21 protein-coding genes are annotated in these 21,371 nt (G+C 35.7%); 3 read left to right on the forward strand and 18 right to left on the reverse strand.

The window, feature by feature from the left end; translation table 11 throughout:
• Window positions 1-69 precede the first annotated feature (69 nt).
• The 6 genes from ACY9Z2_RS03640 to ACY9Z2_RS03665 all read right to left on the reverse strand — a co-directional run bounded on the left by ACY9Z2_RS03640 (window position 70) and on the right by ACY9Z2_RS03665 (window position 6,952).
• Window positions 70-777 (reverse strand): cytochrome c biogenesis CcdA family protein, encoded by a 708-nt coding sequence (locus tag ACY9Z2_RS03640; RefSeq protein ID WP_463608238.1) that lies wholly within the window; start codon window positions 775-777, stop codon window positions 70-72.
• A 21-nt stretch (window positions 778-798) separates the two neighbouring features.
• Window positions 799-1,332, reverse strand: coding sequence for a thiol-disulfide oxidoreductase ResA (resA, locus tag ACY9Z2_RS03645; protein ID WP_463608239.1), 534 nt, complete (start codon window positions 1,330-1,332; stop codon window positions 799-801).
• Window positions 1,333-1,525: 193 nt separating this feature from the next.
• Window positions 1,526-2,719, reverse strand: a complete 1,194-nt coding sequence (gene ccsB, locus ACY9Z2_RS03650; RefSeq protein WP_463608240.1) for a c-type cytochrome biogenesis protein CcsB — start codon at window positions 2,717-2,719, stop codon at window positions 1,526-1,528.
• Between the two features lie 26 nt (window positions 2,720-2,745).
• The gene (resB, locus tag ACY9Z2_RS03655; RefSeq protein ID WP_463608241.1) at window positions 2,746-4,380 is read right to left on the reverse strand and encodes a cytochrome c biogenesis protein ResB; all 1,635 of its coding nucleotides are present in this window, start codon (window positions 4,378-4,380) and stop codon (window positions 2,746-2,748) included.
• Between the two features lie 434 nt (window positions 4,381-4,814).
• Entirely contained in the window at window positions 4,815-5,249 is a 435-nt protein-coding gene (locus ACY9Z2_RS03660; RefSeq protein WP_463608242.1) for an ArsR/SmtB family transcription factor, read from the reverse strand.
• A gap of 260 nt (window positions 5,250-5,509) precedes the next feature.
• The gene (locus ACY9Z2_RS03665; RefSeq protein ID WP_463608243.1) at window positions 5,510-6,952 is read right to left on the reverse strand and encodes an NAD-dependent succinate-semialdehyde dehydrogenase; all 1,443 of its coding nucleotides are present in this window, start codon (window positions 6,950-6,952) and stop codon (window positions 5,510-5,512) included.
• Window positions 6,953-7,265: 313 nt separating this feature from the next.
• Between ACY9Z2_RS03665 and lspA the strand changes: the two genes are divergently transcribed.
• On the forward strand, window positions 7,266-7,736 hold the full coding sequence (lspA, locus tag ACY9Z2_RS03670) for a signal peptidase II (RefSeq protein WP_463608244.1): 471 nt from the start codon (window positions 7,266-7,268) through the stop codon (window positions 7,734-7,736).
• Window positions 7,737-7,838: 102 nt separating this feature from the next.
• Here lspA and ACY9Z2_RS03675 read toward each other — a convergent pair whose 3' ends face one another.
• Both ACY9Z2_RS03675 and cypC read right to left on the reverse strand, forming a co-directional pair.
• On the reverse strand, window positions 7,839-8,552 hold the full coding sequence (locus ACY9Z2_RS03675; RefSeq protein WP_463608245.1) for a cytochrome c biogenesis CcdA family protein: 714 nt from the start codon (window positions 8,550-8,552) through the stop codon (window positions 7,839-7,841).
• 323 nt (window positions 8,553-8,875) lie between these two features.
• A complete protein-coding gene (gene cypC, locus ACY9Z2_RS03680) occupies window positions 8,876-10,135 on the reverse strand; it encodes a CYP152 family fatty-acid peroxygenase CypC (protein ID WP_463608246.1) in 1,260 nt (419 codons plus the stop codon).
• Between the two features lie 383 nt (window positions 10,136-10,518).
• On the opposite strand from cypC, the gene ACY9Z2_RS03685 reads away from it, so the two are divergent.
• Both ACY9Z2_RS03685 and ACY9Z2_RS03690 read left to right on the forward strand, forming a co-directional pair.
• Window positions 10,519-11,100 carry a recombinase family protein gene (locus ACY9Z2_RS03685; protein WP_463608247.1) on the forward strand — a complete coding sequence of 194 codons (582 nt, stop codon included), beginning with the start codon at window positions 10,519-10,521 and terminating at the stop codon, window positions 11,098-11,100.
• Between the two features lie 6 nt (window positions 11,101-11,106).
• On the forward strand, window positions 11,107-14,055 hold the full coding sequence (locus tag ACY9Z2_RS03690; protein ID WP_463608248.1) for a Tn3 family transposase: 2,949 nt from the start codon (window positions 11,107-11,109) through the stop codon (window positions 14,053-14,055).
• Window positions 14,056-14,199: 144 nt separating this feature from the next.
• On the opposite strand, the gene ACY9Z2_RS03695 is transcribed toward ACY9Z2_RS03690, so the two are convergent.
• From ACY9Z2_RS03695 to ACY9Z2_RS03740, 10 genes are all read right to left on the reverse strand, one after another.
• Entirely contained in the window at window positions 14,200-14,367 is a 168-nt protein-coding gene (locus tag ACY9Z2_RS03695; protein ID WP_463608249.1) for a hypothetical protein, read from the reverse strand.
• Between the two features lie 288 nt (window positions 14,368-14,655).
• Window positions 14,656-16,002: a dihydrolipoyl dehydrogenase family protein gene (locus ACY9Z2_RS03700; RefSeq protein ID WP_463608250.1), complete on the reverse strand. Its 1,347-nt coding sequence runs from the start codon at window positions 16,000-16,002 to the stop codon at window positions 14,656-14,658.
• Window positions 16,003-16,126: 124 nt separating this feature from the next.
• On the reverse strand, window positions 16,127-17,767 hold the full coding sequence (gene merA, locus ACY9Z2_RS03705) for a mercury(II) reductase (protein ID WP_463608251.1): 1,641 nt from the start codon (window positions 17,765-17,767) through the stop codon (window positions 16,127-16,129).
• 33 nt (window positions 17,768-17,800) lie between these two features.
• Window positions 17,801-17,950: a heavy-metal-associated domain-containing protein gene (locus tag ACY9Z2_RS03710; RefSeq protein WP_463608252.1), complete on the reverse strand. Its 150-nt coding sequence runs from the start codon at window positions 17,948-17,950 to the stop codon at window positions 17,801-17,803.
• An 18-nt stretch (window positions 17,951-17,968) separates the two neighbouring features.
• Complete coding sequence (locus tag ACY9Z2_RS03715; RefSeq protein WP_463608253.1) at window positions 17,969-18,124, reverse strand: LptM family lipoprotein; 156 nt, start codon at window positions 18,122-18,124, stop codon at window positions 17,969-17,971.
• Between the two features lie 3 nt (window positions 18,125-18,127).
• Complete coding sequence (locus ACY9Z2_RS03720; protein ID WP_463608254.1) at window positions 18,128-18,427, reverse strand: mercuric transporter MerT family protein; 300 nt, start codon at window positions 18,425-18,427, stop codon at window positions 18,128-18,130.
• 3 nt (window positions 18,428-18,430) lie between these two features.
• Window positions 18,431-18,652 carry a mercury resistance system transport protein MerF gene (gene merF, locus ACY9Z2_RS03725; protein WP_463608255.1) on the reverse strand — a complete coding sequence of 74 codons (222 nt, stop codon included), beginning with the start codon at window positions 18,650-18,652 and terminating at the stop codon, window positions 18,431-18,433.
• A 15-nt stretch (window positions 18,653-18,667) separates the two neighbouring features.
• On the reverse strand, window positions 18,668-19,066 hold the full coding sequence (gene merR, locus ACY9Z2_RS03730; protein WP_463608256.1) for a mercury resistance transcriptional regulator MerR: 399 nt from the start codon (window positions 19,064-19,066) through the stop codon (window positions 18,668-18,670).
• Window positions 19,067-19,340: 274 nt separating this feature from the next.
• Window positions 19,341-19,784, reverse strand: a complete 444-nt coding sequence (locus ACY9Z2_RS03735) for a hypothetical protein (protein WP_463608257.1) — start codon at window positions 19,782-19,784, stop codon at window positions 19,341-19,343.
• The gene (locus ACY9Z2_RS03740) at window positions 19,774-21,093 is read right to left on the reverse strand and encodes a tyrosine-type recombinase/integrase (protein ID WP_463608258.1); all 1,320 of its coding nucleotides are present in this window, start codon (window positions 21,091-21,093) and stop codon (window positions 19,774-19,776) included. Before ACY9Z2_RS03740 ends, ACY9Z2_RS03735 begins: the two co-directional genes overlap by 11 nt.
• Window positions 21,094-21,371 lie beyond the last annotated feature (278 nt).

Genomic DNA, 21,371 nt, shown 5'->3' on the forward strand with positions numbered 1-21,371 from the left:
AAATTGTTAAATACCTTTTTGAGAAAAGGATGTTGAGCAATTTTTAAAAATAATAATTCCCGATACTAATTAGAATCCAGTAAATCCACCAAAAAGGTAATTTGTTAAAAAGGATATAATTTTCGTCATCCAGTCAAAGTATAATACAATTCCCATTACAAGCATTATATAGCCACCTATTTTCATAATACGTTGACTATACTTATTTATCCATTTAATCTTTCCAATAAAGAAGGTTAAAAGGAGAAATGGAATTGAAAATCCTATTACATACCACATCATGTAAAATAATCCAGCGCTTGGGTTTGTTATACCTAATGCAATTACTGCAGCTAAAATCGGCCCTGTACATGGTGTCCATCCAGCTGCAAATCCCATCCCTATCAAAACGGTGCCCAGATAACCTGAGGGTTTTCTTTTAAATTTTATCCTTTTTTCTGTCATAAGAAAATCCAAATTTAGAATACCTGTAATCAAGAGTCCAAAAAAGAAAATAAGAATGGCACCTATCTGACGTAAGAACTCTTTATTTTGAACGAAGAAAGAGCCTATGAAAGACCCAGATAAACCTAAAGCTAAGAATATAATGGAAAATCCAACTAGAAAAAATACAGAATGCAATAAGGTAACCTTCCGAACACTTTTTTTATTACTTAAATCTTCAACTGACATACCGGTTATGTAAGACATAAAGGCTGGATAAATAGGTAACGTGCAAGGTGAAAGAAAAGATAATAAACCAGCTCCGAAAGCAAATAGAACATTTAAATCCTGCATAAGATTAACTCCCTTTAAACATCATGGTTTAATCAAGTTCATATATTTTTTTACGTCTTGTTGAGTCATACTGCCTGTAATGATTTTTACTACTTTACCATTCTTATCAATTAGGAATGTAGTTGGAATAGGACCAATTTTATACTTTCCTGTAACCTCACCGTCTCTATCCATCAGTATTGGAAAACTAAGATTAAACCTATCTACAAAATTTTGAACGATTAAATCTGATTCTTCAATGTTAACTGCAAGAATCTCAACACCTTGATCCTTAAAATTCTTGTATTCTTCCTCCATATATGGCATTTCTCTTTCGCAAGGTTTGCACCAAGATCCCCAAAAATTTAAAAATACACCTTCTCCTCTATAATCTTTTAGTTCAACACGTTCACCTTGAAGTGTTTCTAAGGAAAAATTTGGAGCATAATCACCTACTGAAACAACATATTTATCTTTAGAGATATTTGAAAAAAGCGTGTAAAGTACAATCGAGCACATAAATAGTAGCAAGATTGCCCTAAAGTACCTTCTTTTTTTTCTTTTATTTTTGTTCAATTATTTTCACCTCTTATCTGTCTTGATTGGACCATACAGAAAGCTGTTCAAAAACTATTGAACAGCCTTTTTTAGTTATTCGTCTTTAAAAGACGTAGTGGATTTATTGTTATGATTTAAACTATTAAGTTAGCTAAGTTAGCAAATCCACTTCATTCAGTTGTAGAAAAAGGCCAGATTAGATAAAGTTTCTTTATGCATACGAATGTAGACCAGCCAATACAAGGTTCACTGCAATAAGGTTAAACATAATTATAGCGAACCCTCCAACCGCTAGCCAAGCTGACTTTTCGCCATGCCATCCTCTTGATAGTCGTAAATGTAGAAACGCTGCATAGAAGAAAAATGTAATTAAAGCCCAAACTTCTTTTGGGTCCCAACCCCAAAATCTACCCCAGGCCTCTTGTGCCCAAATAGAAGCAAATATAATACCCCCTAAAGTAAATATTGGGAAGCCAATAGCGATTGCTCGATACGATATTTCGTCTAATAATTCTGGTCTTGTTTTCATTAACGCTGGTTGTATTGCTGCTCCAATTCGTTTACGAAGAACTAGGCGTAACACACCATACAGGCCTAACCCTACTAATAAAGACCAAATTAATGTGTTTAACTTCCTTCCTGCATCTGCTCCGCGCATCCATGAAGGAGCCTCAAACCATGGTTGCATGACACCATCAGTGATAAGTGTACCTTCATTTGGGCTAACAATAGGAGGTAATGGATAATCCGTTGTTGTAACTGCACCGTTTTCAGTTGTGAATTCAAACTCCGCACTGTACCCTGCAACATTAAAAACAACATTAATCAAACTAAAACTAACAAAAATAATTAATGAGAATAATACAAGTTCAAGCCAAGTTGTATGCTTGCTACCCTTTGATTGATCAATCGTACGAATTAAGTAAATTAATCCAGCGACAAAACTAATGGATAATATCGCTTCGCCTAACGACACTGTTGTAACGTGAATATAGAGCCAATAGCTTTGTAAGGATGGTACAAGTGGCGAAACTTCAGTTGGGAACATGCTTGCATAAGCAATGACAATTAGTGCAATTGGTAATGCAAACAAACCCAAGACACTCACTTTGTAAATGAAATATAAAATGATAAACCCTAATACCATTGTCATACCAAAGAATGTAACAAATTCAAACAAATTACTTACCGGTACATGTCCACTAGCAATCCACCTTGTAATAAAATACACAGATTGTGCTAAAAACCCAATTATTGTTATCGTAATACCGATTGTTCCTGCTTTACCTTTTTTACTTTTACTACGCTTGTCACGAATCGTTGCTCCAAAGAAAAAAGTCGCAAGCAAATACAAAATAAATGCCGTAAATAACATTGCACTACTTAAATTAAGTAACGTATCCATAAAAATCCTCCTTCAAAACAAATTGGCTAATCCGGTAATTCTTGTTGATCCTTGACCATATTAACATTTGTATTAGCAATTGCTTTTTCAATATCGGTTTTTACACCATGCCAATTCTTGTTTGTATGGGCAGCCAACAATAATTTCCCTATTTTCGGATTGATCCAAATTCTTCTATGCTGCCAATACATACCTTGAATGACACCAATCATAAAGATTAATCCACCAAGGAAAAATAAAGGCAATGTATAGTCCCTTATTACCATAATCCCACTTACATCTCGCATTTCAAAGTCTTGTAACGCTAGTTTATACTCATTTTCACCAGTCGCATCAATGTTTTTGCGAATACCCACAAAACTTACTTCGGGGTCATCACTATTTGGTGGGTAGATAAAGAATACAAATGCTGGATTTTTAGGATATTTCGACTTTGATCTAGGTTCTCCATTGTCCAAGTAATAATCTGGGAAATATTGATCAATCTCTACTCGAAACCCATTGTCGAGTTTATACTCTGACTTTGGTGATGTTAAATCAATGTTAATCGAACCAATTGCAGTTTCATTTGGATCACCTGTTTCATGAACTTTAAATGACATACTGGAAAATTCATTACTTTGGTACCCTGCTTGATATAAAGCATAACCGTCAAACTTCATTGGATGATTCAACCGAGTACTGCCTTCTTTTAATTTTTCTAATTTCGGCTCAGCACCGGTAGCTGACGTTTGGTCCTTATAGATCACTAATTCCGTTTCAAAGTTTTTAGCAACTACGCCTTCTTTTTTAATAGCTTCTTCAAAACGTTGGTTATCTTTGTCATAGGTTTCAAGAATAAAGTCCTTATTTTTCGCATAATATTCTCCATTGGTACCCGGGATAACCGTCCGCTCACCTTCCCGTATCCACATATATTCATCTATGTACATTGGTGTTGTCATACGTAAAACGGCTGCAATTAATACGATAATTAATCCAATATGATTGACATAAGGACCCCATCTAGAAAATCTACCTTTCTCAGCTAAAATATGGCCATTCTCATCACGAACATTGTAACGTTGTTTTTTCAATGATTTTATAATTTGTTGCTTTTCCTCTTCTGATACATTATCTGATTCGCTGTATAAACGTTGACGGCATAGGAACGTTTCATGCCTTTTTGCTTTCTGATTTTTTAATGCTTTATATAGTGGTACAAAGCGATCAATGCTACAAATTACTAGTGATATACCAATAAGTGCAACCAAAAGCATGTACCACCATGAACTATAAAGGTCATAAAACCCTAACTGGTAGTAGATTTGTCCGAAAATTCCATATGTACTTTCATAAAAAATTGCAGGATCTCTAGACACTGCATTTGCAGGAATCCATTGTTCCTGTGGAAAAATTGTTCCTATTGCCGATGCGATTAATGTTAATACAATAAGCCATACTCCTATTTTTACAGAGGAGAAGAAATTCCATATCTTATCGATTATGGATTTTTTGTATGTTTGTGATCGGCGAGCACTCCCATCATATCGCATATTTAATAGTCTTGCTTTATCATTCCCATCAATATGTTGGTTCCCTTCAATTGGTTTACCGCAGGCTTCACAAAGAACTGTTCCTTCATGATTTACGTGCCCACATTCACATTTAATTTTATTCATTTTATCCCTCGCAATAGTAGTGTTCAATTTTAATCGGGGCTAATTTTTTGTAATCTATCCAGTGTTAGAGCACCTTTTACAATTACCACCACTTCACCTTGTGGAGTAAATATAAACGCAGTAGGAATAGTTCCTAGAAGTATAACTTTTTACTTGTTAAGTTCTATTCATGTGGAATCGGAAAATGTTAAACCAATTAATCGATCCGATCGAACAATAACCAACCCTGTTGCATCTGAATTTATTTTATCAATTTCTTTAATTTTATACTGTGGATATATTTTTTTATATATTTGGCATTTCAGTTTCATAGTTTTACGGTATGTATCTCAAAAATAAACCCTTTGCTTTCTGGGTAAGTCAATTTAACCTTTTTTATTTCGTTTTTTTATAAACTTGTCCCATTATATTTTTAACGGTACACTCTTTCTCTTTTATCCCTCTCCTTTTAACTGTAGTGCTTCTTGCATCAGGTGATGCACATGATCACTAACCAAACTGTAAAACACCATCTTTCCTTCTTTACGGTACTCGGCGAGTCCCATATTTCGCAACATACGTAGATGGTGGGAAGCTGTAGCGTTCGTTGAACCAATAGTTGTTGCTACATCACAAACACACAGCTCCTCTTCCTGCGTCAGAGCATATACAATTTTCAGGCGTGTGTCATCCGCAAAAACTTTAAACAATCGTGACAAACCATCCGTTTGATTGACTTCCTTTTGACGACGCTCAACCTTTTCTACATCAAAAATAAAAGTCTCACAAGTATCTTTTCCTCTAACTTTAACAACATCTAAATCATTTTCCTTTTTGTTTACGGAAATAAGACCCAAAGTAATCCCTCCTGTAATAGCTTTAATAATCATTCAAATTGTTACTTGTTTAAGGTTTTCCCATTGTTAGTATAATTACCGTAAACTTTCATGTCAACAATAAAACATACATTTGTGTGTTTATTTGTCTACCTACAAAAATTTTCAAAGTCCTCAAAGGTTTCTGACTGTTAGACATAACTACGGTTATTTTAATTTCTAAGGTTGAATTTGATAATAATGTCATCTAAGTGAATTTTATTTTTATATAGAAAAAGCATTTACCTCTGTTAAAGGCAAATGCTTTTTCTTTCTTAAATACTAAGCGATATATATTTCACTTCTAAATACTCCTCAATGCCTTCTTGCCCGCCTTCACGACCAAAACCACTTTGCTTGATACCGCCGAATGGTGCTTGTGCTGCTGATGGAATGCCATCATTCCATCCAATAATGCCGTATTCAAGTTCTTCTGAAATACGAGTACCCCTTGAAATGCTTTGTGTAAAGAAATAAGCCGCCAGACCAAATGGTGTATCGTTGGCTGCTTTTATTGCTTCATCATCATGGTCATATTTTGCAATGGGAAGAATCGGTCCAAAGGTCTCTTCGTTCATAATAACCATATTATGATTAGTATCGACCAGTATAGTTGGTTTATAAAAATAAGTATCTTTATCGATATATGCCTGGTCTTCACCACCAGCGGTTACCGTTGCTCCTTTTTCCTGAGCATCCTCTACATGGCGAACGACTTTTTCAAAACCTTCTTTATTAATTAAGGGTCCGACATCAATACCTTCTTCCAGTCCGTTACCAACGTTAAGCTTCTCAACTTCGGCAGTCATTCGTCTAACAAGTTCGTCGTAAATACCTGATTGAGCATAAACGCGGTTAGCCGCTATACAAGTCTGTCCGCTATTTCTAAACTTAGCGGCCATTAACATTTCAACGGTTTGATCGAGATCTGCATCATCACATACTATTACTGGTGCATGCCCGCCAAGTTCAAGGGAAAGTTTCATAACTTGCTCAGCGCCCTGCTTCATTAACAACTTACCGACAGGCGTTGAACCGGTGAATGTCAATTTACGCACGCGCATATCAGACATAACCGTTTCTGAGAATTTTTCTGGATTTCCATTTACGACATTAATAACCCCCTTCGGAACACCTGCTTCCTCGGCTAATTCTGCTAGTCTCATACACGTTAAAGGTGTTTCCTCGGGTGGCTTTACGATAAACGTACAGCCAGCCGCTAGCGCTGGACCCAGTTTTCTTGTAATCATCGCCGCTGGAAAGTTCCATGGGGTAATTGCTGCAACAACGCCCACAGGTTGTTTAATTACTTTAATACGATGGTTTTCCCTCTTACCAGGAATTATACGTCCATAAATCCGCTTACCTTCCTCGGCATACCACTCTATAAACGATGCTGCATATTGTACCTCACCTTTAGATTCTTTTAATGGCTTGCCATTTTCTTTTGTCATGATTTCGGCGATCTCATTTTCATGCTTCATGATGAGATCAAAATATTTTCTTAGCACATCGCTACGATCTGCTGCTGACTTCTTGGACCATTTAGGAAGTGCTTGAGATGCTGCTTCAATTGCTTGTTTGGCATGTTCTTCATCAGCGTCAGGGACCGATCCGATGTATTCTCCTGTTGCAGGGTTGAATACTTTAATCTTTTTATAACTATTACCAACCCATTCCCCATTAATATAGTTTAAATAGTCGAGTTGTTCTACCATTAAAACCCTCCTTTTTGAAATATGCTTAAGTATTAAGTCTTTTTATATTTTCCATAATCTACTTTTTTTCATGCGGTTTGTAGAGTTTTTTCTTTGTGAAATCTACTGTAACATTGAGCTGATCTGTGATTTTTTGGAACTTAGGTGGAAAATCTAAGACATGATATCTCCTTTCCCATCAAGTCCACTTGACAGATCATCCTATTTAAATGGGATTTAATAAATAACATTTACTCCTATTCAATAAAATATACATTTGTTTGTTATACCATGTTATACTTTGAAAAAATGAATTTTTGAGGAGGATAACCCGATGTACTATATCATTGCAGTCATTGTTCTAATCATTGATCAACTATGGAAATCTGCGATTGTCAAATGGATGGAAGTAGGGCAAACAATTCCTTTATGGGAAGGCGTATTCCATATTACATCTCTTCGAAATAAAGGAGCAGCATTTGGAATCTTGCAAGGTCAACGCTGGTTCTTTATTATTGTAACGTTAATTGTTGTACTGTGTATCATTTATTATTTACAAACAGAAGGAAGGAAAAACCGACGAATCTCTTTTGCCTTATCACTGTTGCTAGGTGGAGCATTAGGGAACTTTTTTGACCGCTTGATTAGAGGAGAAGTAGTAGATAGCCTTGATTTTCGGCTTATTGATTATCCTATCTTTAATCTCGCTGATGTTTTCATAGTTTCTGGTGTTGCTTTAATGATATTGGATATGTGGTTGGAAACTCGTAAGAGGCAACAAGAACAGGAAAATGAAAAAGTATAGTTTAAAACGAGGATTTTTAATGGAATTAGGAACACAAACAACCAAATATAAATGTACAAAAAATCGGTTCATTCGTAATATAGAGAACCGATTCTTTAATAGCTATTCAAAAAAGAAATACAAACCGACAAGAAATAATCCAACGCCAATTGCTTTACTCAAGAGTTTCTGCCACCGTACCATCCATCTGGTATTCTTCAATACCCTAGCCAACCATCCAATGATCAAAAAGGGCGTGCCATGTCCGATCCCATATACTAGTAACAAAAGGGTACTTTTAACTAATGACCCAGTAATTGATGCGAAGGCAATCATTGCAATAATCATAGGTGTTGTACATGGTGATGGTGTAAGGCCAAACAAGGTACCTAACGAGTAAGCCTTCATTATAGGATTACGAGGTTTTTGTTGTTTTTTTTCAGGTTTGGCATAAAAGGTAACAACTCTAAAAGGAAGTAACCCTAGAAAGTGATGAAACCTTAATCCGAGAACATAAAATCCAATAAATAAAAATAGGAAACCTAGAAAATTATGAAATAAATCCTCATATTGTTCCGTCCATTTCAATACTTGCTCACTAAAAAAAATACTAACCACACCAAGAATCGTGAAAGTAACTGTAAAAGAAATCATAAAGGACAAAGCGATGGGGAAAATGCTTTTGTTCTTGGATTCCTTAAAGGCAAAGATGCTTGAAGCCATCCCTAACATGCAAGGATTAAAGCTTGTCAATAATCCGACCGAAAAACTAACGATTAATGCAATAGAGAAATGTATATTTGCCAATTGGTCTATAATATGTGTCGCCCATTCCATTTTTATCACCCCTTGTACAAGACTATTTAAGGATGATAAATATTAGTCATATTTTTTAATAGAATTTGTGTTAACACTAAATAAAACTTAAAATTCCCTTTTATCAATATCAAACAATAAACGTCACAACGTAAAACAACAGAGGTTCCAGGCATTTAAATAAAGAATCGATTTTCAAAAAGTTGAGAATCGATTGTGATTAAATATCAGGAAAACCTCCTTTAAATTGTTTCCATAAAGGAATTTTACTATGTCAGTCTAGTTAGGCTGGTTTTTCATAGAATTTCATAGGTTGAACTCTTAGTAAACCTAGTAGGAATTAATCATATCCTTCTCTTAACATCTTTAAGCACTACTTTACTATGAGGAATACTTGGAATGCTCACCATGCTGTAACTTAAATCCTGGTTAGGAACTTCATATTCCATTCGGTTAGCCAAATAATCAAGACTTACTTTCATGACTTCAATGGTGACCCACTCTCCGGCACAGCGATGCCCCATAAAGTAATCACCACCTCCCTGCGGAATAAAGCTAAAAGGACTGCCTTCCCAATTGGCAAATCGATCAGGACTGAACAAATCAGGATTTCCCCAAATTTCAGGGTCATGATTTGTGCCATATATATCCAGTAAAGTTAATGTGCCTTCTTCAAATTTATAGCCTTTCCAGGTGAAATCTTTTTTTACCAATGCTACGACAAAAGGAAAAAACGGATAAAAACGGCGAACTTCCTGTACAAAAAACTGAGCATATTTTTCATCACGGGATTCAAGTTTCTCCCTTTCTTCTGGAAAATGATGCAATGCCAGCGCAGTGAAGTTGATGAATATAGCGATTGCCACAATGGGTCTCAAGATATTGATCACTTCCACAGCAGCAGTCTCGATATCCAAAAGATCCCCTTCTAAATCACGATGCCAGGAGAATCTATGGAGAGCTGTATCTTCTGGAGGATTTATTTCCCCGTTACGCACCTTATCGACCAAATCACCAATCCACTTTTCTACTTTATTCCGTGCCTTTCTACCTAGCCAATGATTTGGGCCAAATGCAGCCGGAGACTCGAACATCGCGGCCAAGTTTTTTGTCATTTCTTTAACATCGTTTTCTTCCAACGGGACGCCTGCCCACTGGCAGGCTGTTTTGCATAGGACTTCTTTAACTTCTTCATAAAGAATAACTTGATCCACCTGTTCCCATTTATTTAGTGCTGTCTCCCACTGTTTTATTGTAATGTCTGTTAGGCTTTGAAGTCCCTCAGGAGACATGATAGACATAAACATTTCCTTCCGATGTTTGTGATCTTGTCCATCCAACGCCTGAACACCATTCTTTCCGAACAATGTTTGAACCGCCCGATTCGGTGCTGCATTTTTTCTTTTAAATTTCTCAGTATCATAAAAAACTTCTGCAGCTTCCTTTCCTACCATGCAGATCGCTTTCTTTCCAAGTAATCGGGTCTCAAAAACATTCGAATTAAAGCTTTCTCGTCTGTTTAAAATGTACATATATCCTTCTCTCATAAGGCTCAAGCTATGATCTATTCCTTCTTCTCGAGGCATTTGATTTGTATCTGACATAGCAATTCATCTCCAGTTTAATTAATGATGATTTTATTATTTGTAACTTTCCCCTATTTACTCTCAAAAAAACTTTGATTTCTCCCATCCGTGTTCAATTTGACATTTTATAAGCTTCTTAACGAGAAGAATTGCAAATTGCTCTTATTCAGGACTCAATCAACAATCTTCTATTCAATAATAGAACCTATTGTAAATTGGTGAAAACAAGTCCCCTAAACGGACGTTTATGGAACTAAAAATAATTTTGTCAGAAAACAACCTTTCTCTATTAATTCACAGAACCAAAACTCATTCCCAAAAACAAAGTCACATTTTCAATTACTAAGACCCTTTTTGGTGCTATAATAAGTTTATAAACAACTTGAAGTAGGTGATGAATGTTGATTTTTGGTTACGCACGAGTGAGTACGGAGGAACAAAACTTGGATATGCAAGTTGATGCTTTGACTAAATTTGGAGTGGAAAAGATTTATAAAGAAAAGTTGACGGGTACAAGAAAAGACAGACCTCAATTAGAAGAGCTTCTTAAAGTCTTACGTACTGGTGACAAAATTGTTGTATATAAACTTGATCGTATTTCACGTTCTACAAAACACCTTATTGAACTTAGTGAATTATTCAACGATTTGGGAGTCGGTTTTGTATCTATTACTGACAGTGTTGATACTTCAACCGCAATGGGTAAATTTTTCTTTCGTACAATGGCAAGCATTGCAGAATTAGAACGAGATATTATAAGTGAGAGAACAAAGTCTGGTCTTCAAGCAGCTCGCGTCAGAGGGAGGAAAGGTGGTAGACCAAATAAAAATAGTGACAAAGTAAAAATGGCGATAAAAATGTATACGAGCAAGGATTACACAATTAAACAAATCACAGAAGCAACAGGAATCAGTAAAACCTCACTGTATAGATACTTAGACAAAGTAAATCAGGAACATACCAAAATTACTTATAAGGATTGATTTAACTTGAGTGTAAAAGAATTACTGACACCAGAACAAAGAAGGGATATCTTAAACCTTAATAATTTATCGGAATTTGAATTCACTTCATATTACAGTCTATCTGACTATGATATTGAAGTTATAAATCGCCACAGAAGAGACCATAATCGACTGGGATTCGCACTCCAATTATGCACACTAAAAAATCCTGGTTGTACTTTAAATAACATGTTAGAAATACCAGATAACCTTATTACCTATGTGGCTAAACAAATTGATGTAGACCCAGACGTTTTCTCTTCATATGCTAAACGCGATACAACAAGGCGTGAACATTTAGAGGAAATACGTCAAGTATATGGATATAGAAATTTTAATAATAGTAATTATCGTACGGCTTCTAATGCCCTTTTAAAATCCGCATTAGAAAATGGGAATACAATGTATCTAGTACGTAATGCAATTGATTTATTACGAAAAGAAAAAGTAATATTGCCTGCAATACCAACAATAGAGAGAATGGTTTGGTTAGTGCGAACACGTGCAGAGAAAAAAATATATGCCATACTAATTAGTAATCTTTCTGAAAGAAATAAGTACGGACTAGAAAAGTTGATTGATTTAACTGTAAATAATAACAAAACACAATTGGCTTGGCTTCGAGAAATTCCTGGTCAATCATCACCAGATTCCTTTTTAAAGGTCATAAAAAGATTACAGTACATTAAAGAAATGAATATCACTGCCGATACCTCACTAATACATCCCAATAGACTTTTGCAATTAGCGCGAATTGGGGCAAGGTATGAACCACATTCCTTTAGAAGATTTAAAGAAGATAGAAGATATGCATTATTGATCGCTCACCTATTAACTCTTTCCCAAGACTTAACTGATCATGCCATTGAAATTCATGATAGACAAATGATGGTGTTACAATCAAAAGGAAGAAAAACTCAAGAAGAAATGCAAAAACAAAACGGTAAATCGGTCAATGAAAAAGTAGTACATTATGCAGATATAGGGACGGCTTTAATCAAAGCTAAGGAACAAGGAATCGATCCCTACGTGGCACTTGAACAGGTAATGACTTGGGAGAAAATTGTAGAATCCATTGAAGAAGCTAAAGTATTATCAAGACCAATGGATTATGATTACCTCGATTTAATAAAAACACGATATAACTATTTAAGAAAATATACTCCAGTCCTGTTGAATTCTTTAATGTTCAAATCCACTAAATCAGCAGATTCTTTGTTGAAAGCAATGGATACGATACGTGAATTAAATGATTCCGGAAAAAGAAAAATACCTGATGGATCACCTTTGGATTTTGTTCCTAAACGTTGGCAAAAACATGTTTTTGATGATGAAGGTAACATTAACCGTCAATATTATGAAATGGCTGCTTTAACAGAACTCAAAAACTATATCCGATCTGGTGATGTTTGGGTTGAAGGCAGTCGATTACATAAGGACTTTGAAGAATATTTAGTGTCCAAGGACGATTGGGAAAAAGCAAAGGTTAATGGGAATAAGATAGCTGTAAAAATAAGTTGTGATCAGTATATACAGGAAAGAATGGAAACTTTAAATACTAAACTACATTGGATTTCAAAAAACATTGATAAGGTCGAAAGTATCAACATTGAAAAACAAAAAATACATGTTGAGAGACTACAAGCAGATACTCCCGAGGAATCTAGAAACTTTAGCTTATCCCTTTATAATATGCTTCCAAGGGTTAAACTCACTGATTTATTAATGGAAGTTGCTGAATGGACTGGATTTGAAGAGTCATTTGTTCACGCTTCTTCAAATCAGCCACCTAAAGGAGAGGAAAAATCCATTGTAATGGCTGCGTTAATGGCGATGGGTACGAATATTGGACTAACTAAAATGGCAGAAGCAACTCCTGATATTTCATATCGCCAGATGGCTAATGTTATGCAATGGAGATTACATGAAGATGCCATGACACGGGCACAAGCTACACTGGTAAATTATCAGCACCGTCTATCCTTGGCTTCATATTGGGGAGATGGATCAACATCCTCTTCAGATGGTATGCGTGTACCTGTTGGCGTATCATCATTACATGCAGACTCAAATCCGCATTATGGAACTGGTAAAGGGACAACAATTTACCGTTTTACAAATGATCAATTTTCTTCATTTTATGCAAAAGTTATTAATACGAATGCAAGAGATGCTGTACATGTGATAGATGGATTATTACATCATGAATCTGACCTTACAATAGAAGAGCATTACACTGATACAGCAGGATACACGGATCAAGTTTTCGGATTAAGTCATTTGTTAGGATTTCGTTTTGCGCCTAGGCTAAGAGATATAAGTGACACAAAATTATATACCATTTCTTCCCCTAATGATTTTCCAAACATAAAAGGTATACTTCAAGGTAAGATTAACACAAAAGTTATTAAAGAAAATTTTGATGATGTATTAAGGCTGGCGCATTCAATTCGGGAAGGTAGAGTTTCTGGATCGTTAATCATGGGGAAGTTAGGTTCATATGCAAGGCAAAACAAAATAGCCACAGCTCTTCGAGAAATTGGGAGAATTGAAAAAACAATCTTTATTCTTGATTATATTTCAAATGAAAAATTAAGAAGAAGAATTCATCGTGGGCTAAATAAAGGTGAAGCCATGAATGGATTGGCTAGAGCTTTATTTTTTGGTAAACGTGGTGAATTCAGAGAGCGCGGCATACAAGATCAACTCCAAAGATCTAGTGCATTAAATATATTAATCAATGCAATAAGCTTATGGAACACTGTGTATTTGGGTGAAGTGACAAAAGAGTTTAAGAAAATTAATGTCCTAAAAGAAAATTTACTTCCACACATTTCACCTTTAGGATGGGGACATATTAATTTTCTTGGGGAATATAAATTTGATTCGAATAGATTGCCAGGGAACTCTCTAAGATCATTGAATAAAAGTTAATCTATAACATAAGCCAAATTCCTTAACGTACAGGGATTTGGCTATATTTATGTCGAAACGTGCTTAGCGTACAAAATTTCCGAAATGTTGGCGGTACCCCTAATAGAAATTATAAATGTATCGATCGACTCGTGTTCTATTTTTCTAAAAGGTAAACAAATTAACTCCAAATTTTCCAGTCTTCACCAACGCCCGGTATTCTTGCGCATCACTTATCGGTTTATTCCCTTTCCTACTAGCAAATAAATAGTCCTCATCAGCCATTCCTTCAATATAGTCCTGTGTGTAATTTCCAAAGTGGCCAATTTTCACGCTCCGTGCTTTTTGGTTTTTCTTCCTAACAACACGTATATGATATTGGAAACCCGAAGTCCCGTATTGATATGCGATTTAAAACGTTAAGAAAGTATTATGGTCTTAACGATAAACGAAACAGTTGTGCTTTTATTGCGTTAATAAAAAATAAAGGATCATACATATTAGATGGCCAATATGTATGATCCTTTTATATCTTTTCAACAAACCACACCCGCTAGTAGAACATGGCTGGAAGAATGTATAATAGGAATATATTTCAGATTGTTTAAAGGTGCCGTAAACTTACAACATGTGTGCGATGTCCGAAGCTGTCGTTGGATAGGAAAATATCATTTGTTTCAATTCTTTAGTTGAAATTCCAAAACGAATGGCTGTTGCAAAATGATTAATCAGTTCATCGGCTTCATTACTAATCAAATGAGCACCGACAATTTGATCATGATCTTCGTCAATCAGCACTTTAAACGCAGCAAAGTCTTCATTTGTCCGTTTATACGTAAACCAGTCGGAGATGTTTTTCTGCTTTATTTTAATATTCCGGCCAGAGTTTTTGGCTTCCTCCTCGCTCATACCTACCGATGCCATTTTAGGTACGGTAAATACTGCAGATGGAATCACGGGATATTCAATTTCTTTACTGTTCCCCTTCAATAAATTAGATGCTACGACATGAGAATCTGCACTGGCTACAGGTGTGAGGGGCAAGCCATCCGTTGCTGCAGCATCTCCGGCTGCATAGACGTTCGGGTTACTTACACTTTGCAAATACTCATTAACATGGACACCATGTTTTTTCCTTTCTATATTCCCTTTTTCAAGATTCATATCTAAGGCAGGGACCCGTCCAGCTCCATGAATAACAATGTCTGCTTCAAACCGAGTTATATCCTCTTTTTTTCGAGCGTACACATGAAATTTTCCTTGTTCTTTTTCAATGGATTCAACGGAATGTTGAAGATGTACCTGTATGCCAATCTCTTTCGACTTTTCTAAAAGGATATCTACAAGTTCTACATCAAAATTCTCCAATGGTTTTTGACCTCGATGGATAATATGAACTTCTGATCCAGCCCGTGCTGCGATGTGAGCAAATTCAAACGAAATATACCCACCACCAACAAAGACAATTCTTTGTGGTAATTCATCCAACTCCAAAAACTCTTCACTATAAGTAAGATGTTCTTCTCCTTGTATGGGCAAAGGGGTAGGTTTCGCACCACTAGCGATCAAGAAATGACCCCCTTCGAGCACTTCTTTATTCACTTCAAGTTTGTCCTCACTCATGAAAGATGCTTTGCCATGATACGTATCGATTCCCTGTTTATTCAATGCTTGCTCTTTTTTTTCCGGGACATGATCTGTAAAGGTTCGTTTAAAGCTCATAAGATCTTTCCAGTTGATGGAGACTTCAGATGGTACTCCGTTCCTAACCATTCGTTGGTTCCAATCAATAAGCTCGGCAGCACCATGTAGAACCTTTTTTGGGTCACATCCACGTAGTGCACACGTGCCCCCAAACGGCCTGTCATCTACCATAGCTACATTCCAGCCGGCTTTATTACATTTTGCTGCTGTAATTGACCCCGCTGAACCTGTTCCAATTACAATAAGATCGTATTTCTTTGTCATCATTATCCTCCTTATCGAATCACTCTTTAATACGTTTGCCTTGTTTCTATCTGATGAAACCTTGTACATAATCCATGGTTTGAAAAATCCACCTTCTTAACTGAACGGTGGATTCATTGTGTTGCTATCCCGCACAACAAGATAATTTTGAAACATCTTTATCAAACGTAAGAGCAGCCAGTTTTAATCCTTCTGCCATTGTTAAATATGGGGCAAGGCTTTCTTTTAAATCTTCAACGGTTAAGCCAAATTTAACGGCTAATGTCGCCGCATAAATCACATTTCCTGCATTTTCAGATACGATATGAACCCCAAGCAATTTTAATGTTTTAGCGTCAGCAACTAGCTTGAAAACACCTGTCGTTTCACGGTTTACAATCGCTCTTGGAACGGCATCTAAAGGTAATACAGAGGTTTTTACTTCATAGCCTTTTTCTATTGCTTGTTCCTCTGTTAAACCAACCGTTGCAATCGATGGATTTGTAAATGTCACGCCAGGAACCACCGATAAATCTATTTTTTTACTTAAACCACCAATCGCATTGTCAGCAACAATTCCACCTTCATAGGCTGCGACATACACAAATTGTGGCCCTAATGTCACATCTCCTGCTGCATAAACCTTTTCATTACTTGTCCTAGCATAATCACTTATCAGGATTTCTTTTCGTTTTCCGACTTCAACCCCTGCTGCAGTTAAATTTAAAGAATCCGTATTAGGTTTTCTTCCTGTTGCAACAAGTAACTGCTCTGATTCCACCACTTTTTCCTTACCATCTACTGTTACATGAACCTTTTTTAGCTCTCCGACTTGTTCTACACGCTCAAAATTTGCCCCTTTGACAAGGTTTATACCTTGTTCAATTAACGCTTTTTCAACTGCTTCTGAAATCTCTGGGTCATACTCTTTTAAAAGTCGCTCACTTCTTTGCATAAGTGTTACTTCTGAACCTAAATTATGAAACAGTTGCCCAATCTCCATTCCGATATATCCTGAACCGATAACCGTTAATCGCTTTGGTACCTTTTTTAATTCAAGTAGTGTTGTACTTGTTAGATAATCCACTTCATCAAGTCCTGAAATCGGCGGTAAAGACGGAGAAGCCCCCGTTGCAATTAGAAAACGCTTTGCAGAAAGCTTCTTCTCATTGACTTCAACTGTATTTTCATCAACAAATTTTGCTTCACCTTCAATTAAATCAAAGCCATATTCATCAATTAAATTGACATATTTTTGCTTCCGAAGTTCGCTTACCAACTCATCTTTTTGCTTTACTAATGGAGCTAATTCCACTTCTCCAGCAGATGTTTGTAAACCTATAAATGGATTAACATTTGCTAAATGATTGATTTCCCCAGCTCTAAGAAGTGTTTTTGATGGCACACAACCAATATTTACACATGTTCCCCCAACGGTTCCACGCTCAATCATGGCTACTTTTGCCCCGTATTCAACGGATTTAATCGCAGCCGAAAAAGCAGCCCCACCAGAACCAATGATAAGTAAATCATAGTCTCCCTCATCACCTAACACCACATTTTCTTTTGGTGAAACTTCTTCTATTTCTCCTGGTTGATATTTTGCTTCATCAATTGTCTTTTTTGCACTTTCAACCCCAATATCATCGGGTAATTCAAATACTGCTTCACCACGGCGAAAACTAGCTTCAATATTTCTAGCACCTATATTTTCAAGCGCTACTGCCACATGCTCTTCACAACCCGTGCAAGTCATTCCTTGAATATTTATCTTAAATTTATTCATTACCTTAACCTCCTGTTTTAACTTAATTTTTTCCTATTTCTTTATCTCATACCCTAAATCAGTAATTACTTCTTCTATTTCATCTGAACTAATCTTTGATTTATCAAATGTAAGTTGTGTTTCTCCTGAACCTTCAACCTCTATATCTTGAACACCCTCTAAATTAGAAACGGCGGACCTCACCGTAAAAGCACAAGATACTCAAGTAAAGCCATCTATTTTAAACGAAACGGATTCTAAGTTTTCCGATGAAACCTCACTTGTTTTAGAAGTAACTTCAACTTCCTTTTGACCGCACCCAGAAAGGACAAAAACCAATCCAAATACAATAAATAGATAAATTAAATATTTCATCATACCTTATATCCCCTGACTAAATAATGTATAGATAAGCATTGCTCCGGAAACGATTGTACTAATCCATAACAACTTTTTCGTTTTCTTTGAACTGTTTTTTTGTTTCCATACAAGAAAATGAGCGATAGAAAGCATAATAACCGTGATAACGATAAACAACATTCGATATGGCGCAAACGTAACTGCAAGTGTTCCAGCTAAACCACTTAGACCAAGTGGGATTAAAATCACTAAGCCAATTCAACAAAGACTTGCAAAAAAAGCTGAAAACATTGAAGCAATTGCAACAACTCTTTCTTTCATTTTTTACATCTCCCTATTTTTATTTGATTGTTCATATTTAGAATAAGAATAAAAAGTTAAACCAAGAAAAACGGCTAAAACAGGAATCAGGACATAATCTAAATAGCCTGTTATCGCCCCTAACCCAAGCGTACCTAATAAAATAACCAGTATAGGCGTAGCACAACATAACAAAATCAAAAAGGTACCTATCACTCCTGCAATAAAGCTCTTTTTATGTTTCATAAAAAATTCCTTTCGTTACTGCTCAATCAATGTTTCAATTATTGGGCAGGCATGTAATTGTTTTTCATCTGGACATCGTTGTTTTAAATCTTTTAACATCGTTTCAATTCGCTTTAAATCCTTTATTTGTTTTCGAACTTCCTCTTCTTTTTTAGAGACAAATTCAAACATATCTTCGCAACGAACTTCGTCTTTATCTACAACCCCAAGTAATTTATAAATTTCACTTAAAGAAAAACCAAGTTCTTGCATTCTTTTAATAAACCCTACACGCTGAACATCATTATTTGAATATATCCGATAACCAGCATTCGTTTTTGAAGGTTCTTGCAATAAATTTTTTCGTTCGTAATATCTAATCGTCTCTTTATTTACACCACACTTTACAGCAAATGCACTTATGCGATAACTCATTAAATTTCACCCCTATAAATATAATAAACCGTGTACCATAGTACACGGTCAAGGCATATTATTAAATTTTACTTCTTCAAGTATTCTGCAACATTAGTTTAAAGGTTAAACTTTCACAAACTCTGGTTCATTAATTTCAAATACTCCAAAATAGAAATCTCAGTTCTTCAACAAACTGGCCCGATTACTGAACAAGTAAATAATTGACAAAACATTTTTTAAAGCTACATTTGATTTTTTTTTTTTATTTTAAATGCTTTTAACCTTACAATAATTATATCTTTTTCATCTCAACAACCTTAAATTCAGCCTGTGAATACAATTTCTCTTCCAGATCTGCAAGTCTTTCCTTTAACTTGGTGTTTTCCTTGGTGAGAATCATATTTTGCTCTAAGATTTTTTTCTTATTTTCTATAAGCTCTTTATTCTTCTCTCTAAGCCGTTTCACACGTTCTGACTGAGTTGTACCCTTCGATTTAGTCTTTTTTTCTGCAGAAGACTCTAAATCACTTTGTAGAGAACTTGCTTCCTCAATCATTGCTTTTAAATCTGGGCGATTTGATGAAAGTGTCTTTCTTGATACTTTAGCCATTTTAGAAACGCTACTTATATTTATAGGCATATTTCTCTTTTTTAAGATTTCAAGAGCTACCATGACTTTTTCAGTAACTTTAAGTCTATTTTTCTCTGCTAGGCTCAGCTTACTTTCATTCTTCATATTTAGCCCCTGCCACTTGTTCTAATGCTTCTTGAAAATCACCTTGCGCCATCTTTCTTTGTAAGTCAGAGATATACTTTGCTAACTTATCTCTTTGATAACGAAGTTTACTTGAGAAGATACTTTTATCTTCACTTTTCTCTAATTCTTTATCAACTCTTTCTAGTCTTCTTTCGTATACCGGAAGGTGATTAGATGATGCTATGAAATTTTTGCATCCTAGACATACTCCGTCTTGAGCGCAAGGTTCTCCACGCATTGGGTGGTGTAAACACATTCCATGAGGTAAAAGCTCGATTTTAAGACTTCTACGCATTTTATCTACTTGTTCAACTGTTTTACCTTTAAATGGATTCTCCTCGCCTTCTATCCTTTGAACTACAGTTTTATTGGATGAACTAATTGGAATCTCACCAGATAGAATTCCCTTGATAACCCCTTGTTTTTCTTGTTTAGTATGGTCATAAGTTTCCGTCATCGTAATGGAGGCATGACCTAAGATTTCAGCTACATCATATATTTTCATTCCACTTTTTAATGCATAGGTCGTGAATATATGTCTAAAATAGTGTTGCGTTAACTTTAGTCGATTTCCGTATTCGTCCTTCAGTCCATGCTTTTCAATAAATGGATTTAACCTATTTTTTCCCCAGTTTGAATGATCAGCTATTAAATACTTATCTTTTTGATTTCTAGCTTTAACCATAAAGAGGTAAGGTTCTACTGTTTTAGTTCGCAACGTCTCTGAATACTTTTCCAAAGCCGTTATCGCTTCTACAACTATTTCGTTAGCCGGTCTTGTTACCCAAGTAAGTTCTTTCTTTGTTTTCCAAGTTAAAAAAGTAATGTGAGCTTCTCCATTAATAACACTTAGACGATTAGCTTCCATTAAGACAATTTCGCTGATACGGTGGCCTAATTGTGTTGAGATAATAATGGCTGCTGATACAAGGACATCCTCACCCTTTCTTAATTGCTCTCTTGCCAAGCTAATTAAGTTACTGACCATTTCAGGTTCAGGTAATACTTTGTTTGTCTTACCTAGCTCCGTACCTTCTTTAACTCTATTATTCCTAATAATCAATTCATCATATATACTATTAATTTTTCTTGAATTTTTTGGTACTTCCCAACCTCTTTGACTACCCCGGATTAATAACTCTTTTACGCATTGTGCTGATTTTTTAATACTTACCGCACTAAGAGGTGTTCCTCTTTCGCTGTCTGCACTAAGCAAATACTCAAAGTATTCACGTACTGTGCTATCTGTAAAATCTTGAAAGGATTCAACTTGCTTGCTTTTCTTCAAAAAATTCCTGAATTGGCTAAACGATGCATGCTTCCGTTTTGCCGAATTATATACTACCATCTTCAATTCTGACATGATATACCTTTTCACTGTATTTTTAATGGATGGCCAGTCGTTAAACAATGTAAAGTCAATACGAAACTTGGCATCATTCCAATGGGGGGCATAAACAAATCCTTTAAAGTCCCATATATCATCAGTGAACTTACTATTACCACAACGCTGTGACTGCTAAACTAAATGAGACAGTTATTGCTAGATAAGATAGAACACTTTAC

The sequence above is a fragment of the Virgibacillus sp. GM2-2 genome (assembly GCF_055329585.1).

Bases quoted from the DNA above. Each gene is read 5' to 3' on its own strand.
- ACY9Z2_RS03640 (WP_463608238.1), bottom strand. From the start codon at position 777: ATGCAGGATTTAAATGTTCTATTTGCTTTCGGAGCTGGTTTATTATCT.
- ccsB (WP_463608240.1), bottom strand. From the start codon at position 2,719: ATGGATACGTTACTTAATTTAAGTAGTGCAATGTTATTTACGGCATTT.
- resB (WP_463608241.1), bottom strand. From the start codon at position 4,380: ATGAATAAAATTAAATGTGAATGTGGGCACGTAAATCATGAAGGAACA.
- ACY9Z2_RS03660 (WP_463608242.1), bottom strand. From the start codon at position 5,249: ATGATTATTAAAGCTATTACAGGAGGGATTACTTTGGGTCTTATTTCC.
- ACY9Z2_RS03665 (WP_463608243.1), bottom strand. From the start codon at position 6,952: ATGGTAGAACAACTCGACTATTTAAACTATATTAATGGGGAATGGGTT.
- lspA (WP_463608244.1), top strand. From the start codon at position 7,266: ATGTACTATATCATTGCAGTCATTGTTCTAATCATTGATCAACTATGG.
- ACY9Z2_RS03675 (WP_463608245.1), bottom strand. From the start codon at position 8,552: ATGGAATGGGCGACACATATTATAGACCAATTGGCAAATATACATTTC.
- cypC (WP_463608246.1), bottom strand. From the start codon at position 10,135: ATGTCAGATACAAATCAAATGCCTCGAGAAGAAGGAATAGATCATAGC.
- ACY9Z2_RS03700 (WP_463608250.1), bottom strand. From the start codon at position 16,002: ATGACAAAGAAATACGATCTTATTGTAATTGGAACAGGTTCAGCGGGG.
- merA (WP_463608251.1), bottom strand. From the start codon at position 17,767: ATGAATAAATTTAAGATAAATATTCAAGGAATGACTTGCACGGGTTGT.
- ACY9Z2_RS03715 (WP_463608253.1), bottom strand. From the start codon at position 18,124: ATGATGAAATATTTAATTTATCTATTTATTGTATTTGGATTGGTTTTT.
- merF (WP_463608255.1), bottom strand. From the start codon at position 18,652: ATGAAACATAAAAAGAGCTTTATTGCAGGAGTGATAGGTACCTTTTTG.
- merR (WP_463608256.1), bottom strand. From the start codon at position 19,066: ATGAGTTATCGCATAAGTGCATTTGCTGTAAAGTGTGGTGTAAATAAA.
- ACY9Z2_RS03735 (WP_463608257.1), bottom strand. From the start codon at position 19,784: ATGAAGAATGAAAGTAAGCTGAGCCTAGCAGAGAAAAATAGACTTAAA.